Source organism: Klebsiella sp. MPUS7, from assembly GCF_009905335.1.
In the GTDB taxonomy this organism is placed as follows: domain Bacteria; phylum Pseudomonadota; class Gammaproteobacteria; order Enterobacterales; family Enterobacteriaceae; genus Klebsiella; species Klebsiella grimontii.
In genome coordinates, this window is record NZ_CP047604.1 from 122,392 (window position 1) to 138,770 (window position 16,379).

Below are 16,379 nucleotides of genomic sequence, written 5' to 3' on the forward strand. Positions count from 1 at the left end.
CCTTTTGTCCGAACGTGATGTGGCGGGCGGGAAACCGTTACTCGATGTTCTGGATCTGCTCGCGCATTTGTTCGATCAGTACTTTCAGCTCAATGGCGGAGTTCGTCACTTCAGCATTGATAGATTTAGACGCCAGGGTGTTCGACTCGCGGTTGAACTCCTGCATCATAAAGTCGAGGCGGCGACCGACCGCTTCTTTCTTCTTCAGGATATTCCACGTCTCTTTCACGTGCGCTTCCAGACGATCCAGTTCTTCGGCGACGTCTATACGCTGCGCCATCAGCACCAGCTCCTGCTCGAGGCGGTTGTTTTCCAGCTGCACTTCCGCATCTTCCAGCTTGGCAACCAGACGCTCGCGCTGCCACTGTAAAATTTCCGGCATATGGGCGCGCACTTTAGCCACTTCGGCCGTCACGCCGTCGAGACGCTGTTCGATCAGCGCTTTCAGCGCCTGGCCTTCGGTTTCGCGGGCGACGATAAAGTCATCCAGCGCGCCGTTCAACGCGCCCAGGATTTCAGCGGTAATAGCGTCCAGATCCTGCTCATGAGCCGACATTACGCCAGGCCAGCGCAGAATATCGACCGGATTGATTTCGCCTTCGTCGCTCTGCATTTTGACCCAGTTGGCGGCGTTAACCAGCTGCTTTGCCAGTTTTTCGTTGAGGATCAGCTCGCCCTGCGCGCTCGGGTCTTGCTCAAAACGCAGGGTACATTCGACTTTACCGCGGGTCAGACGGGAACGAATACGTTCACGCACCACGGGCTCCAGGCTACGGAACTGCTCCGGCAGGCGGAAGTAGGTTTCCAGATATCGTTGGTTTACCGAGCGCAGTTCCCACGCGGCGCTACCCCATTCACCCTTGATTTCACGCCGGGCGTAGGCGGTCATACTGCGGATCATAGACGTTCCTGTTTTTAAAGGAGAGTGGGGTGGATTATAGCTTTCGAGGCCTTATCAGGATAGGAATAAGCGCGCATTATCCGTATAATGCGCAGCCACATTCGTTTCAAGCCGGAGAACACCATGCGTCCAGCAGGCCGTAGCGCTAATCAAGTGCGCCCAGTAACCCTGACCCGTAACTACACAAAACACGCAGAAGGCTCCGTGCTGGTCGAATTTGGTGACACGAAAGTATTGTGCACCGCTTCTATTGATGAAGGCGTGCCGCGCTTTCTGAAAGGCCAGGGCCAGGGGTGGATCACCGCGGAATACGGCATGCTGCCGCGTTCTACCCACACTCGCAACGCGCGTGAAGCCGCAAAAGGTAAGCAGGGCGGGCGCACCATGGAAATCCAGCGCCTGATCGCGCGCGCACTGCGCGCTGCAGTTGACCTGAAAGCGCTGGGTGAATTCACTATCACGCTGGACTGCGACGTACTGCAGGCCGACGGCGGCACCCGCACCGCATCGATCACCGGAGCCTGCGTGGCGCTGGCCGATGCGCTCAATAAGCTGGTTGCGGCCGGTAAGCTGAAAACCAACCCGATGAAAGGGATGGTGGCGGCGGTCTCCGTAGGCATCGTGAATGGCGAAGCGATTTGCGATCTGGAATACGTTGAGGATTCCGCGGCGGAAACCGATATGAACGTGGTGATGACCGAAGATGGTCGCATCATCGAGGTGCAGGGAACGGCGGAAGGCGAACCGTTCACTCATGAAGAACTCCTCACCCTGCTGGCGCTGGCCCGGGGGGGTATCGAATCCATTGTCACGACGCAGAAAGCGGCGTTGCAAAACTAGTTTTTAAGGCGACTGAGAAGTCGCCTTTTTTTTGTCCGTAGAAAAGTAAGATGAGGAGCGAATCCATGAAACCGTATCAGCGCCAGTTTATTGAGTTTGCGCTTAACAAGCAGGTACTTAAGTTTGGCGAGTTTACGCTGAAATCCGGGCGCAAGAGCCCCTATTTCTTCAACGCCGGCCTGTTTAATACCGGGCGCGATCTGGCTCTGTTAGGCCGTTTTTACGCCGAAGCGCTGGTGGATTCCGGGATTGATTTTGACCTGCTGTTCGGCCCGGCCTACAAAGGTATTCCGATTGCCACGACCACGGCGGTCGCGCTGGCGGAACACCATGACCGCGATCTGCCTTACTGCTTTAACCGTAAAGAGGCGAAAACCCACGGCGAGGGCGGAAATCTGGTGGGAAGCGCTCTGCAGGGCCGCGTGATGCTGGTGGATGATGTTATCACCGCAGGCACCGCGATTCGGGAATCGATGGAAATTATCCAGGCCAACGGCGCGGAGCTGGCCGGCGTGCTGATTTCTCTTGACCGTCAGGAGCGCGGGCGCGGCGAAATCTCCGCGATTCAGGAAGTTGAGCGCGACTACGGCTGTAAAGTGATTTCCATCGTGACGCTGAAAGACCTGATTAGCTATCTGGAAGAGAAGCCGGAAATGGCTGAACACCTGGCGTCAGTTCGCGCCTATCGCGAAGCGTACGGCGTATAAACCGCAGCCCGGCAGGCGCCGGGCTGATTTAAGCCGCTACGCTAAGAGCTGCAGGATATCCACGCGGATAAAGTTCCTGTGGGAAGAGATGCAGCCTTTCTGGCTGCATAGAGACAGGCGATAATTACTTCAGCTGGGCGGCGACCAGCGGCCAGCGGGCGTCAAAATCGTCCGTCGGGCGATATTTAAACTCGCTGCGCACAAAGCGCGACAGCATCCCTTCGCAGAAGGCCAATAGCTGGCTGGCCAGCAGGGCCTCATCGACGGTAAAGCCTTCGCCTTCGCGCATTTTCTTTTCCCGCATCACCTGACGCAGCTGAACTTCAATACGCTCGAACAGCTGATTGATACGGCCCTGAAGCCGGTCCTGTTCAAACATCAGCGCATGGCCGGTGAGAATTCGTGTCAGCCCAGGATTACGCTCGCCAAACCCAAGAATCAACAGAACAATCAGCCGCAGGCGCGCTGAGGTGTCTTTTTCATCTTTTAAAATCAAATTGATGCGCGTAATCAGGCTGTCTTCAATAAATTCAATCAGGCTATCAAACATGCGGGTCTTGCTCGGGAAATGCCGATACAGAGCCGCTTCGGATACGCCAACGGACGCCGCCAGTTTCGCTGTGGTAATGCGCTGACTCCCATCGCTGGATTCAAGCATTAGCGCCAGAGATTGAAGTATTTCTTCGCGACGATTCCTTTTCGCAGTTTGTTTTTCTGCCATGTTTTAAAATACCCCTGAAAAAGCACTTGTCAGGCAGGCACCCACAAAGCGACCGCAAGCTGTGGCCTGCGGTGATGTTATTGCATTAGTGCGCTTTGCGATGCTGGTTCCACTTCATCCTTCAGGCTGCCCTTTTGTCGGCGACGCCCCGAAAGATTTTTTCTATCGCCGGGCTTATTGACGCCCTGAGTGACCGAAGCCGCCTTCGCCGCGATCGGTGGCGTCAAAATCTTCCACCAGGTTAAATTCCGCCTGCACAACAGGCACAAACACCATTTGCGCGATACGCTCGCCGGGTTCGATGATGAAGCTCTGCTGGCTGCGGTTCCAGACGGAAACCATCAACTGGCCCTGATAGTCAGAATCAATCAAACCGACCAGGTTACCCAGTACGACACCGTGCTTATGGCCCAGCCCGGAGCGCGGGAGAATGACCGCGGCCAGAGAAGGATCGGCAATATGAATCGCCAGGCCGGTCGGCACGAGAGTGGTTGCGCCGGGAGCCAGCTCTACGGCGTCATCGAGACAGGCTCGCAGGTCAAGTCCGGCGGAGCCGGAGGTGGCATAGGTCGGCAGCGGAAATTGCTGACCAACGCGCGGGTCCAGAATCTTAACGTCGATTTTTTTCATCATAACGGGTAACGATCTCGTCGAGTAATAATTGGCCCAGGAGTTCCTTGCGCTCAAGTGGTAAGCGCTTATCTCCCTCCTGCCAGAAAAGGTGTAATGCATTGCTGTCGCTGTTAAATCCTTGATTTGGCTGTGAAACATCATTGGCGCAAATCAGATCAAGATTTTTGCGGGCTCGCTTTTGCCGTGCGTATTCTTCCACATTATTTGTTTCGGCGGCAAACCCAACGACGTAAGGGCGGTTGGCCTTAAGCGCAGCGACCCCTGCGACGATATCCGGATTTTTAACCATTTTCAGGGTTAATTCATCACCTTGTTTTTTAATTTTTTCTTCGGCGATGGCGACCGCACGGTAGTCGGCGACTGCCGCACAGCCAATAAAAATCTGCTGTTGAGACGCGCTATTTTGCACCGCGGCTTCCATTTCCAGTGCTGTGGTGACATCAATTCTGTGTACAAACGGCGGCGTAGGCAGCGAAACCGGGCCGCTCACCAGCGTAACGTTCGCACCGCGACGCGCGGCGGCGGCGGCAATCGCGAAGCCCATCTTACCAGAACTGTGGTTGGTGATATAACGCACCGGATCCAGCGGCTCGCGGGTGGGGCCCGCGGTAATCATGATGTTCAGATGTTGCAAATCTTTGACAGGAGAGAAATGCTGCGCGGCCATATCCACAATGGTCAGCGGGTCGAGCATCCGCCCTGGGCCAATATCGCCGCAGGCCTGGCTGCCGCTGTCCGGGCCCCATACCAGCAGGCCGCGGGCGGCGATGACGGCAAGATTATGCTGGGTGGCGGCGGCGCGATACATCTGCTGGTTCATGGCGGGCACGACGGCGACCGGTGACGGCGTAGCGAGACAGATCGTCGAGACGAGATCGTTGGCCATGCCTGCCGCGATGCGGGCGATTAAGTCGGCGGTGGCGGGGGCAAGAATGACCAGATCAGCCCATTTCCCCAGCTCAATATGGCCCATCGCCGCTTCGGCGGCCGGGTCGAGCAGGCTGTCGGATACCGGATAACCGGACACCGCCTGTAAGCTTAACGGCGTAATGAAGGCTTTTGCGGCTTCTGTCATGGCGACGCGGACATCCGCGCCGCGGTCACGCAGGCGGCGCACCAGTTCCGGCGTTTTATAGGCGGCAATGCCGCCGCTCACGCCAAGAACGATCTTTTTACCAGCCAGACTCATCATGATTTTTTCCTGTTGCGGTACACCAGAATTCGCGCATCTTATCACAATCCTCACGGCATCGTGTGCCTGGTAGAGATTCACTTTGCGAGGCGCCACGCAGGGATAAAACTTGCGTATCGGCGGCGCAAAAAGGCTGTGCCAGGATAGCGCGGAGTAGGAAGGAGAGGCCGCGATGGAAATACAAGAATCCCTGATGCCGAGGGAAAAGATGCAGCGCTACGGTATCGAAGTTTTGTCGGATATTGAACTGTTGGCGCTATTTTTACGTACCGGTACCCGCACGCAGGATGTGATGACGTTTTCGCGCGAGTTGCTGCAGCGTTTTGGCTCGCTGTACGGCCTGTTATCGGCGGAGGAGTCGCAGTTTGCCGAGGTGGAAGGCATTGGCCTGGCGAAATATGCGCAGCTAAAAGGGATCGCTGAACTGGCGCGACGCTATTTTAGTCTGCGAATGACCGAAGAACCCTCGCTGGTTACCCCATCGATGACGCGAGAATTTCTGCAAAGCCAGCTGGCCGACGAAGAGCGCGAGATCTTCATGGTGATCTTTTTAGACAATCAGAATCGGGTATTGAAACATAGCCGACTTTTTTCTGGTACTCTTAGCCACGTTGAGGTGCATCCGCGAGAAATCGTACGCGAAGCCATCAAAGTGAACGCCGCCGCGGTGATCCTGGCACATAATCATCCATCCGGTAGTCCTGAGCCGAGCAAGGCCGACAGGCTGATTACCGAAAGAGTGATAAAATGTTGTCGATTCATGGATATACGTGTGCTGGATCACCTTGTCATTGGCCGCGGAGCGTACGTATCTTTCGCTGAACGCGGCTGGATTTAGCCCCGATCGCGCGATCCATCGGGATCTTTGTCTGTTCGGGACTTGAGCACATCGCCGAGTCAGCGTATACTACGCCACCTTTGAGAATCTCGGGTTTGGCATTTGGGCCTGGCAATCGAGAGTTCGCTTAGAACTGCGATGACCGGGCTGTAAAGCCTGACGAGGCGCCAATACCCCATACGAAGCTCGAGCTAATTTGATTTTTGGAGAATAGACATGTCCCGAGTCTGCCAAGTTACTGGCAAGCGTCCGGTGACCGGTAACAACCGTTCCCACGCACTGAACGCGACTAAACGCCGTTTCCTGCCGAACCTGCACTCTCACCGTTTCTGGGTTGAGAGCGAGAAGCGTTTTGTCACCCTGCGCGTATCTGCTAAAGGTATGCGTGTTATTGATAAGAAAGGCATCGATACAGTTCTGTCCGAACTGCGTGCCCGTGGCGAAAAGTACTAAGTACTTAGAGGAAATAAATCATGGCTAAAGGTATTCGTGAGAAAATCAAGCTGGTTTCTTCTGCTGGTACTGGTCACTTCTATACCACCACGAAGAACAAGCGTACTAAGCCGGAAAAACTGGAACTGAAAAAGTTTGATCCAGTTGTCCGTCAGCACGTTTTGTACAAAGAAGCTAAAATCAAATAATTTTAGACTCCTTGTACAGAAAAACCCCGCCCCGGCGGGGTTTTTTGTTTTTCGCTTTACACTCATCCTGCCTCCGAAATATATCCCGCTCTTCTTTTTTATTGATAATCATTAACCATATGAATGAATTGGTTTTTCTTGTCTTACCAGCATGGGGTGTTTATCCTGCCGGTACAGAAAACCACCGACAGGGATTGTTATGACGTCTTTAATTCCGGATGTTTCATTTATCGATAATAGTGAACAGCGTACGCCTTTGATTTTAGTCCTTGACTGCTCAGGCAGCATGGACGGCCAGCCAATCGCCCAGCTAAATCAGGGGCTCAAGCTACTGGAAGAAGAACTCAAGCATGATGTGATAGCTGCCAAACGCGTTCGCCTGCTGGTGATTAAATATGGCGGTTACGACGAGTGTCAGCTGTACGGCGACTGGTGCGATGCGATGGATTTCACCGCACCTGTTCTTGAAGCCAACGGCTTAACGCCTACCGGGCAGGCCGTCAGCATGGCGTTAAGTGAAATTGAAGCTGAAAAGCAGCGCCTGAAAGCAGCTGGCGTACCCTATACCCGGCCATGGCTGTTTTTGATGTCGGACGGCGCGCCAACGGATAACTGGCAGACGGCGGCCCAGGAGTGCCGCGAGGCGCAGGCGGCGAATAAGGTTGCCGTATTCCCGATAAGCGTGGGTAGCGAGGCTTCCGAATCGATGGGTCACTTCAGTCGTAGCGGTATAAACGGCGTGAAGCAGCTAAAAGGTTTGCAGTTCCGCGAGCTGTTCCTCTGGCTGAGCGCCAGCATGCAGGTAGTTTCGCAGTCTACCCCTGGCGGTAGAGCACAGCTGCCGCCGACGGATAGCTGGTCAGAAATTTCGGTCTGACGCGATGAACTGGCGCGTTTACGCTTCGTCGGTCATTGGCAGCAGCCACAGACAAAATAACCTTCCTTGTCAGGATGCCTTTTGCTACCGCAATTTGGGCGATCGTCTGGTCGCCGCCGTATGCGACGGCGCAGGCTCAGCCGCTTATAGCGAACAGGGTGCGGTTTTAGTCGCCCGAGAGCTGGCCGAACGGCTGGCGAAATTCACCGCCGCGCCTGATGAACAGCAGCTGGCGACGCTGATAGCGAGCGTGCGTGAGGTCGTTCTGCTGGCGGCGCAGGAGCGAGGGCTTTCCGCAGGCGATTTTGCCTGTACCGTTGTGGCCGCATGGCTCGGGGAAACCGCCTCAGTGGTGCTGCATATCGGTGATGGCGTCGCGGAGTTGAGCATCGACGCTGAGCAGCACTTCTCGTTACCTGAAAACGGTGAATACGCCAACCAGACCTGGTTTCTCACCAGCCACGACTGGCGCGAACATTTACGCATCCGTCAGTTTGCTGGCAGAGCCACGCAACTGGTGATGATGTCCGACGGCGTGCAGCCGTTTGCGCTAAACCGGCGCGGCGATGCGCTATTCTCCCCCTTTATGGACCCTGTTTTGCGTTATTTGCCGCAGGTCTCTGAGGTTGAAGGGAGTGAGGCGATACGCGCCACGCTTGACGACCCGCGCACCTGGGCGATAACCGGCGATGATAAGACGCTTCTGGTAGCTCTGCGTAATGAAGCATAAAAAAGCCCCTGGGTGTTATAACGAGCAACGTCGCGCGGTACGCCTGGGAAAACTGATTAAGAGCGGCGGCGCTGGCAGCGTCTATTTTCTGGCGGATGACCCTTCCCGCGTCGCGAAAATCTATCATCCCAATATCGATACCGGCTATTACCAGCGCAAGCTTAGCGCCATGCTTGCGCAGCGCCCGGAAATCCCCGCGCCTGCTGACGGTGAAGCGATCGTCCAACTGGCGTGGCCTGACTATTTGCTCTTCGACGAGCGCAAGCGGGTTTTTGGCTTTGTTATGCCGGTGCTCGATACCCGGCGCACTATTGAGCTGGAGTATATTTTGCAGTCGCGGCAGGCGAAGGCGCAGAATCTGCCGGAGGGGATTGGCGCCAAAGTGAGCCTGGCCTGCAACCTCGCCACCCTGGTCTCGGCGTTACACGCGCGCCAGCACCGGGTTATCGACATGAAGCCGGTCAACCTGCGTTTTTATCGCGACAGCCTGTACATCGCGCTGCTTGACTGCGATGGCTTTAGCATCCAGGGCGAGGGCGAGCGTTTCCCGGCCGGGCAGTTCACGCCGGATTACCTGGCGCCTGAGTTCCAGCGCATTGGCCAGGTGCCGGGCGAACAGGAAGAGGCTCAGGACCGCTTCTCGCTGGCGGTGATTATTTTCCAGTTGCTCAACCACGGCATTCATCCCTATAGCGGCCGCGCGCAGGCGGCAAAAGTGCCTGATGATTTACCCGGTCGCATCGCCGCCGGTTGCTACGCCTACGGCATCAATGCCGCAAAGAATATCTCTCCGGTACCGGCCAGTACCCATCACCTGCTGCCCGCTGGGCTACGCAAGCTATTCGATCGCGCCTTTAGCGATTCGCCTGCCCAACGTCCTTCCGCCGATGAATGGGCGAAGATCCTGCGTCCTTATGCGCTACGCAGTACGCAAAAAATTGTTCTCTGTAGTAAGAAACACCAGCATTTCGCCGGGATGCCGTGCCTGGTCTGCGCACGTGAAAAACAGGTTGTTGAGGGCGTAAAACAGGCGAAGCAGCATAAGCGGACACAAACCGTTAGTCCAAAGCCTGCGCCCGCAAAGCGGCAGCCTCGCGTGGCGCCAGCCGCTGCGGTACCTCGTCAGCCAACTGGGCCGGGGCCGTTAACGCTGCTGTGGCGCAATATGCGCAGCAAAGTTCCTGCATTTGTTTGGCATGGCGCGCTGGCTGTGATTAGCACGCTGGTGATGGCCATATTAGCGCGTAATTTTACCCAACTGAGCGGTCCCTGGCATGCCTGGTACGATAATGCGGCGTTAATCCTGATTTTTGTCTGGATAGCCGTGATGGGGCTGCTGGCGATTCTTCGGAGTAAGCCATAAATGATTACGCCGAAGTTAAAACACCTGCTGGTCATCTTGTCTTTGATTGCGCTTTTTGTCGCGCCGAATATGGTGCTCTTTCTCTGGTCTGCACCCTTTATGTTGGTGGATAAGCTTTCGCTTTTACCGGCGGCGCTGAATGCTCCCCAGCGTTTATTGCTCTACGGCCTGTGGCTAGGGGGAACTCTCTACTTTTCCGCCCTGATGTGGGTGGCGATTACCCGGCGCAATAAAGGCTATCTGATTGCTGCCGTGGCGCAGATTGTTTTTGTTATCGGTATCACCTTATTCAATGTCCCAATTGGCGAGCAAAACCAGCGGCGCTGGCAGAGTATGAATCAGCTGGCATCGCCCGCCTGGGCGGATTTTCTCTATGACCGTCATGCCCGTTTTATTCAGATAATCCTGCGTGGGGAACCGTTTAATCAGCACAAGATTGTCGAGCAATTTATCGCGCAGAAAAAGCCATTAGCGGAGCTGCCGCTTGGCTGGAGTGAAAAAGATGCCGCCGCCGCGGATGCGCTCTGGCAGCAGGCACTGGGCTATCGCGAACAAGAAGCGAAAGCATTACCCAAAATAACGGATTATCTCAGCTGGATGCCGGACCGTGGCGATCTGACGCTGGCCGCGGCTATCCTGACGCTGACAACGGATGCGGACAAATCGCGGGCGGAAAGAGCCTTTCGGCAGGCAATCGCCATTGCGCCGGAAAACTCTGACGCCTGGCTGGGTTGGGCGTTAGCGCTGATCCAGTCCCGCGATAATGAGCGGGTGCGAAATTCGCAGTTTCAGGCGCTTACGCAAAGCATTACGAGCGGATTATTGATGGCGGAGGGCCTGAAGGATAGCCCGCGCCAGCCTGCGCTACAGCAGCGGTTAGCGGCGTATATCGCGCAAATGCCGTCTGACGACCGGCAAATCCTACATATTCTGCAGGCCAGAATGCAGACGCGCTCCTGCGATTTGCCATTGGACCGGTATGCAACGGAAAAAGGCGAAGGTAGCAAGGTGCTGCCTTTATCGAAATCGATCGTGTTTAAAGAAGGCCCCGTGCGTGGCATCAGCACAGTTAACGAGCACTTTCCGGGGCACGTCAGCATTGAGCCAGAAAGATATGGGATCGGCAAAGAGACGGTGCCGCCGATGCTCTACCCGGCGATAAATAAATATATCAAGTCGGCGACGACGGTACTCTCGCTGGATACAGACGCCAGCGGCGAGCTGTTAAACGTGGTGGTTGAGTGCAGCAGCAGCGTTCCCGAGTTTGATAAAGCGGCGCTCCACTACGCGCCGCAGTGGCGTTTTCACTCTAATCGGCAGGGAAAGCGCCTGCTGATGCCGGTGACCTTTATCAGCGATCGCCTGTCTCCGAATGAACACTATCGGGAAATGGAATCACGGGCGATGCGTATCTCACGGCTGGCGGCCCGGCATAATAAACCTGGAATGGAAGCCGCCGCGCAAGAGATGGCCGCTCAATTCACCCGGATGAAAGCGCTTTTTCCGCAGAAGAAACTGAGCGCGGAAGAGGCGCGCAATTTACAGCTTATCTACTTCAAAAAACGAGAAAAAACGACCAAAGGCAGAATAGAAGGTTTTACCGAAATGACCGAGGCGATGGAAGCGCTGGTCGAAACGCATCCCTACTATGCGCCGTTATTGAAGGATTTGGCGCTGAGAAAGAGCTATGTTTCCTTTGACGAGAAACGGGCGACGTGGGCGCAACTGCTGGCGCTGGCTCCGGAGGATCCGCAGGTGTGGATGGGGTGGGGCAGCCTGTGGGCCGAGCGCGATCCTGAACTGTACATCGGCGCAATGATCTACTCCCTGTTGCTACAGCCACTCGCCGAGGATACCGAGCAGAAAATAGCGAATATCAAAACTAAGCTACTGATGCGGGTTGGCATGGGCGAGCGTAATGCGATTCTTTCGGCAAAAGTGTACGCGGATTATGCTGATATCCTCGGGGAAAGAGCGAAAGGTGAAGAGACCGCAAAAGCCGGGGAAATCTTGCCGGCGAGCAAAAAGCTGGACCGCCATGAAACGCTCGTTCCCTTTGACCCGCCGGTGAGTATGACGGTTGATATCGACAAGAATGCGGTGTTGAACGCGTCTTTCTTCGGCGTTGAGTGGAAGGCGCCGCAAATGCAGGGCGATAAACGGACTGAGCTTACCGTTGATATTGATAAAAACGGCGCGCCGACGCTGGTGCTGGTGAGCAAAAGCAGCGAAGTGGAACAGTACGATGCGCGGGCGGTCGATATGCTCTGGCGCTGGAAGTTCAAACCGCAGCCCGATGGCAGGCAGATAACCATCGGCGTGAATTTTCAGCACTAGTCGCGTCGCGGCCTCCTGAACGAGGTAAAATAGCGGCGCCTGCTGTTTTAATATGAGAAAAATATGCCTGAATTACCTGAAGTAGAAACCAGCCGCCGCGGGATTGAACCGCACCTGATTGGCGCCACCATCCTGCACGCCGTGGTGCGTAATGGACGCCTGCGCTGGCCGGTTTCCGAAGAGATCTATCGCCTGAGCGACGTTCCGGTGCTCAGCGTGCGCCGCCGTGCCAAATACCTGCTGCTGGAGCTGCCTGACGGCTGGATTATCGTCCACCTCGGCATGTCCGGCAGCCTGCGTATCCTCAGCGAAGAGCTGCCCGCAGAGAAGCACGATCATGTAGACCTGGTGATGAGTAACGGCAAGGTCCTGCGCTATACCGATCCGCGCCGCTTTGGCGCCTGGCTGTGGACCAAAGAGCTGGAGGGCCATCCGGCGCTGGCGCATCTGGGGCCGGAGCCGCTGAGCGATGAGTTCAACGCTGATTATCTCCAGCAGAAGTGCGCGAAGAAGAAAACCGCGATTAAGCCCTGGCTGATGGATAACAAGCTGGTGGTTGGGGTGGGCAATATCTACGCCAGCGAATCGCTGTTTTCGGCGGGGATCCATCCCGATCGTCTGGCGTCCTCGCTGTCGCGCGAAGAGTGCGAGCAGCTGGTGAAAGTGATTAAGCTGGTCCTGCTGCGCTCCATCGAACAGGGCGGGACGACGCTGAAGGATTTCCTGCAAAGCGACGGTAAACCGGGCTATTTCGCCCAGGAATTACAGGTTTATGGCCGCAAGGGCGAGCCGTGCCGCATTTGCGGGACGCCGGTTATCGGCAGCAAGCATGCACAGCGGGCGACGTTTTATTGCCGCCAGTGCCAGAAGTAAGGTGCGATGGTTGCGTTGATCCCGTCTCGCGCTGCGCTTGGTCCGGTAGCCCGGACAGATGCGCAGCATCGCCTCCGGGAAGAGCCCCGAAGGCGCAGGATTACAGCTTCTTCAGCAGCGCCTGGTGAACGTTAGCGGGCAGGAAGTGAGAGACGTCGCCCTGGTGGCGCGCCACTTCTTTTACTAGCGAAGAGGAGATAAACGACCACTCTTTGCACGGCATCAGAAACACGCTCTCCAGCGTCGGCATCAGATGACGGTTCATATGCGCCAGCTGCATCTCATATTCAAAATCCGCCACCGCCCGCAGGCCGCGAATCAATATATTGGCCTGCTGCGCGCGGGCGAAATTAGCCATTAAATCGCTGAAGCCGATAACCTCAACGTTAACCAGATGCGCCGTTGCCTGGGTGGCCAGCGCGATGCGCTCGTCGAGGGTGAACATCGGCTTTTTGCTCGGGCTGGCGGCGATAGCCAGCAGCACTTTATCGAACATGCTGGCCGCGCGGGTGACGATATCAATATGGCCGTTGGTGATAGGGTCGAAGGTTCCCGGATAGATCGCTTTTGTGCTCATAATGATACTTTCTCCGAGTAGCCGCGGCTCAGGGCCCACAGCTCGGTGTATTTATTAAACGTGTATTGCGCGTTGACTACCGCCAGCAGCCAACCTTGCTTTCCATCCAGCACGCCGCCGCGCAGCAGCAGCGTTTTAACAAAGGCGCCCAGCGTATGGCCGAAGATAGCGGCCAGCGAGGTCTTCTTCCCTCTTTGATGGCGCTCCTGCGCCCAGGCGGCGGCGTAAGCCAGCTGCTTTTGCTGAAAGCCGGAAAAATCGCGGCAGGTCAGATGCAGCAGATCGCCCGCGAGTTCGATAACCTGCGCGCCCTGGCCGTCGAGAGATTCGTGAACCAGATTATCGTTATAGCGGTAACGGTCGCGTTCGTACAGGCGCATCACGCGGTCGGGGTACCAGCCGCTGTGGCGCATAAAGCGGCCAAGAAAATAGTTGCGGCGGGCGATGCTGTATATCGCCCCGGCTTTCGGCGCGGCCAGCACGCTGCGGATGGACTGCGCAAGCTCCGGGGTAACGCGCTCGTCGGTATCGATCATCAGCACATAGTCGCCGGTGGCGTAGTCCTGGGCGCGCTGACGCTGAATGCCGTAGCCCTGCCAGTCGCGGTTGATATGTACCTGAACGCCCAGGCTGCGGGCGAGTTCAACGGTGTTATCGCTGCTGCCGGAATCCAGCAGTACTATCTCATCGGCCCAGCTTACCGAGGCCAGACAATCAGGCAGCAGATCCGCCGCATTTTTGGCGATCATCACGACCGAGAGGCGAGGCGACATCAGTGGCTCCGCTGCGGCAGGTAGGGTTGTAGTAACTGTAGCAGACGGGAGAGGGCGCCCTGGTTTTGGTGCAGGACTTCCACCGCGTGACGGCCGTACCACAGACGGTAATCTTCATCGGTCAGCAGGTTGGAAACCTGCGTCACCAGCGAATCGGCGTCGGTCACGGTAATCAGACCGTCGTCCTGCTGCAGCTTGGCGCAAATATCTTTGAAGTTGAAGGTGTGCGGGCCCATCAATACCGGAATCGCGTGAGCGGCGGGCTCCAGCGGGTTATGACCGCCGCGTTCCACCAGGCTGCCGCCGACAAACGCGAGGTCGGCAATACCGTACAGCAGCATCAGCTCGCCCATGGTATCGCCAATCACCACCTGGGTACTGTTCGACGGGATTTCGCCGGTGCTGCGCAGGGTGTAGCTCATTCCCGCTTTCTGCACCATCTCGCGGGCGTCGCCGAAGCGCTCCGGGTGGCGAGGGACGAGGATCAGCAGCAGGTTGGGGAAACGCTCGAGCAGCTTTTTATGCGCCTGAAGAATAATTTGTTCTTCGCCGTCGTGGGTGCTGGTGGCAATCCACACCTGGCGGTGCGGCGCCCACTGGCGGCGTAGGGTGATGGCGCGAGCCGCCAGCTCGGGGGTGACCGAAATATCAAACTTCAGGCTGCCGGTGACCGCCAGCTGATTGCGTTTCAGGCCAAGGGCGATAAAGCGGTTAGCGTCTTCTTCGTTCTGCGCGGCGATAAGCGTAATGCGGCTCAGCAGCCGACGCATAAATTTACCCAGTTTGGCATAGCCTTTCGCCGAACGTTCGGACAGACGAGCGTTAGCGATCACCAGTGGGATTTTACGCTTGTGCAGTGTGGCGACCATGTTCGGCCACAGCTCGGTTTCCATCACGATAACCAGCTTTGGCTGAACGGTATTGAAGAAGCGATTCATCGCGCCGGGCAGATCGTAAGGCAGATAGACGTGATGCACGTCTTTGCCAAAAGCGGACATGGCGCGCTCAGACCCGGTTGGCGTCATGGTGGTGACGGTGATCGGCAGATAGGGGTAACGGTGGCGTAGCGCGCGCACCAGCGGGATAGCCGCCAGGGTTTCGCCAACGGAAACGGAATGCAGCAGGATGCCACCCGGTTCTACCTTGTTCTGGCAGAAGCCATAACGTTCCTTCCAGCGTTTACGATAGGCAGGGGCCTTACGGCTGCGTAACAGCAGTCGCAGCCACACCAGCGGCTGAATGAGGTAAAGTAGGGCGGTATAAAGCAATTCCAAGCGATTTATCCGTATTTATGTTTTTGCGGGCAAATTCTAAGCATTTAACCCGCGTAAAGCTATCTCTTTGGCGGAAACTAAGGGATTCAGTATTAAGCCGCGTCGCGATAGCGCTTGATGCGCAGATAGCGGCGTCCAAGACGCCAGCGTAGACGGAACGTACGGGCGTTTTTCCAGATCAGGCGCCAGATGCCGCGGTCGAAAAACTCTTTAATGATAATATGCTTTTTTGACTCATCTTTCATGCTATCGAAGGTATGAATAATTCCCAGCCCCTCTTTGGCGATCTGCCAGCGGCAGGCGGAAATATCGCGAACCTTATCCGGGTAGCGCTGGTTGATGGCGTCCAGCATCTCCAGAATCTTCATGTAGTGGCGCGCTGAACGCATCAGCGTGTCGTCGTTGTCCGGTTTATGCGACACCGATTCCGAGTGAATATAGTAATCGTAGAACTGCTCGCTGGTGTACTGCACGCGTTCTGCCGCCAGCAGCACTTCGGTGGTCCAGGGGATATCCTGATGACGCAGGCCAGGCTCAAAATGGAAGCGGTGGCTCGCGATAAATTCCCGGCGATAGATATTCAGCCAGGTGACGTGCAGGAACTTACGAGAATCCAGCGCCTGCTTTAACCAGACGTGGCCGGGCAAAACGCCGGTCGACTGCAGCCGGTCCAGCGGGAAAATGGGATGGATATCTTTTTTCGTCTCGTAGACGTAGCGGCCGTTGCAGGTGGCGACGTCAAGATTGCCCTTTTCCGCCATTTCCAGAAGCGTACGGTACATGCCCGGGTAAAGCTTATCGTCGATATCCGGGAAGGTCAGGTACTTACCGGTCGCCGCGGCGAGGCCGGTATTGCGCGCCACCGACACGCCCTGGTTTTCCTGCTCCAGCACGATCACGTTTTGCAGGCGCTCTTTCCACTGGTCGATAACCGCAAGGCTGCCGTCCGTCGACCCGTCGTTCACCAGGATCAGTTCATAGCTTTCCAGCTGCTGTTGCTCAAGGCACTCAAAGAATTGCGCAAGGAATTTTTCGCCGTTATAGACGGCGGCTACGATGCTTAGTAAAGGCGTTTGACTCATAACTCATTGATCCTGGTTAA

General features: G+C 56.2%; 18 protein-coding genes. 10 read left to right on the plus strand and 8 right to left on the minus strand.

What is annotated here, in order from left to right:
- Positions 1 to 37: 37 nt before the first annotated feature.
- A complete protein-coding gene (locus GUC22_RS00590) occupies positions 38 to 901 on the minus strand; it encodes a YicC/YloC family endoribonuclease (protein WP_004137708.1) in 864 nt (287 codons plus the stop codon).
- Between the two features lie 123 nt (positions 902 to 1,024).
- Between GUC22_RS00590 and rph the strand changes: the two genes are divergently transcribed.
- Positions 1,025 to 1,741, plus strand: a complete 717-nt coding sequence (rph, locus tag GUC22_RS00595; protein WP_004106921.1) for a ribonuclease PH — start codon at positions 1,025 to 1,027, stop codon at positions 1,739 to 1,741.
- A gap of 65 nt (positions 1,742 to 1,806) precedes the next feature.
- Entirely contained in the window at positions 1,807 to 2,448 is a 642-nt protein-coding gene (gene pyrE / locus GUC22_RS00600) for an orotate phosphoribosyltransferase (RefSeq protein WP_004126666.1), read from the plus strand.
- 124 nt (positions 2,449 to 2,572) lie between these two features.
- On the opposite strand, the gene slmA is transcribed toward pyrE, so the two are convergent.
- The 3 genes from slmA to coaBC form a co-directional block, all read right to left on the minus strand.
- Entirely contained in the window at positions 2,573 to 3,169 is a 597-nt protein-coding gene (gene slmA / locus GUC22_RS00605; protein WP_004137709.1) for a nucleoid occlusion factor SlmA, read from the minus strand.
- A gap of 174 nt (positions 3,170 to 3,343) precedes the next feature.
- Entirely contained in the window at positions 3,344 to 3,802 is a 459-nt protein-coding gene (dut, locus tag GUC22_RS00610) for a dUTP diphosphatase (RefSeq protein ID WP_004126662.1), read from the minus strand.
- Positions 3,780 to 4,991 carry a bifunctional phosphopantothenoylcysteine decarboxylase/phosphopantothenate--cysteine ligase CoaBC gene (gene coaBC, locus GUC22_RS00615; RefSeq protein WP_049131056.1) on the minus strand — a complete coding sequence of 404 codons (1,212 nt, stop codon included), beginning with the start codon at positions 4,989 to 4,991 and terminating at the stop codon, positions 3,780 to 3,782. Before coaBC ends, dut begins: the two co-directional genes overlap by 23 nt.
- A gap of 175 nt (positions 4,992 to 5,166) precedes the next feature.
- Here coaBC and radC point away from each other — a divergent pair, with 175 nt between their 5' ends.
- The 8 genes from radC (at position 5,167) to mutM (ending at position 12,653) form a co-directional block, all read left to right on the plus strand.
- The gene (gene radC / locus GUC22_RS00620; RefSeq protein WP_004126657.1) at positions 5,167 to 5,832 is read left to right on the plus strand and encodes a RadC family protein; all 666 of its coding nucleotides are present in this window, start codon (positions 5,167 to 5,169) and stop codon (positions 5,830 to 5,832) included.
- A 216-nt stretch (positions 5,833 to 6,048) separates the two neighbouring features.
- Positions 6,049 to 6,285, plus strand: a complete 237-nt coding sequence (rpmB, locus tag GUC22_RS00625) for a 50S ribosomal protein L28 (protein WP_002436699.1) — start codon at positions 6,049 to 6,051, stop codon at positions 6,283 to 6,285.
- A 20-nt stretch (positions 6,286 to 6,305) separates the two neighbouring features.
- Positions 6,306 to 6,473, plus strand: coding sequence for a 50S ribosomal protein L33 (rpmG, locus tag GUC22_RS00630; protein WP_003024094.1), 168 nt, complete (start codon positions 6,306 to 6,308; stop codon positions 6,471 to 6,473).
- 199 nt (positions 6,474 to 6,672) lie between these two features.
- Positions 6,673 to 7,350, plus strand: a complete 678-nt coding sequence (locus tag GUC22_RS00635; protein ID WP_049131051.1) for a vWA domain-containing protein — start codon at positions 6,673 to 6,675, stop codon at positions 7,348 to 7,350.
- Between the two features lie 4 nt (positions 7,351 to 7,354).
- Positions 7,355 to 8,080, plus strand: coding sequence for a PP2C family serine/threonine-protein phosphatase (locus GUC22_RS00640; protein ID WP_148865731.1), 726 nt, complete (start codon positions 7,355 to 7,357; stop codon positions 8,078 to 8,080).
- On the plus strand, positions 8,070 to 9,443 hold the full coding sequence (locus tag GUC22_RS00645; RefSeq protein WP_160183319.1) for a DNA-binding protein: 1,374 nt from the start codon (positions 8,070 to 8,072) through the stop codon (positions 9,441 to 9,443). The genes GUC22_RS00640 and GUC22_RS00645 overlap by 11 nt, the downstream gene beginning before the upstream one ends.
- Positions 9,444 to 11,780: a TonB family protein gene (locus GUC22_RS00650; RefSeq protein WP_160183320.1), complete on the plus strand. Its 2,337-nt coding sequence runs from the start codon at positions 9,444 to 9,446 to the stop codon at positions 11,778 to 11,780. It begins immediately after the preceding gene.
- A gap of 63 nt (positions 11,781 to 11,843) precedes the next feature.
- A complete protein-coding gene (gene mutM, locus GUC22_RS00655) occupies positions 11,844 to 12,653 on the plus strand; it encodes a bifunctional DNA-formamidopyrimidine glycosylase/DNA-(apurinic or apyrimidinic site) lyase (RefSeq protein WP_064410588.1) in 810 nt (269 codons plus the stop codon).
- Between the two features lie 100 nt (positions 12,654 to 12,753).
- On the opposite strand, the gene coaD is transcribed toward mutM, so the two are convergent.
- From coaD to GUC22_RS00675, 4 genes are all read right to left on the minus strand, one after another.
- A complete protein-coding gene (gene coaD, locus GUC22_RS00660; protein WP_004106901.1) occupies positions 12,754 to 13,230 on the minus strand; it encodes a pantetheine-phosphate adenylyltransferase in 477 nt (158 codons plus the stop codon).
- Positions 13,227 to 14,003: a glycosyltransferase family 2 protein gene (locus tag GUC22_RS00665; protein WP_004137723.1), complete on the minus strand. Its 777-nt coding sequence runs from the start codon at positions 14,001 to 14,003 to the stop codon at positions 13,227 to 13,229. The genes coaD and GUC22_RS00665 overlap by 4 nt, the downstream gene beginning before the upstream one ends.
- Positions 14,003 to 15,277, minus strand: coding sequence for a lipid IV(A) 3-deoxy-D-manno-octulosonic acid transferase (gene waaA / locus GUC22_RS00670; protein ID WP_024359715.1), 1,275 nt, complete (start codon positions 15,275 to 15,277; stop codon positions 14,003 to 14,005). Before waaA ends, GUC22_RS00665 begins: the two co-directional genes overlap by 1 nt.
- 92 nt (positions 15,278 to 15,369) lie before the next feature.
- Positions 15,370 to 16,359 carry a glycosyltransferase gene (locus GUC22_RS00675; protein WP_004137725.1) on the minus strand — a complete coding sequence of 330 codons (990 nt, stop codon included), beginning with the start codon at positions 16,357 to 16,359 and terminating at the stop codon, positions 15,370 to 15,372.
- Positions 16,360 to 16,379: the final 20 nt, after the last annotated feature.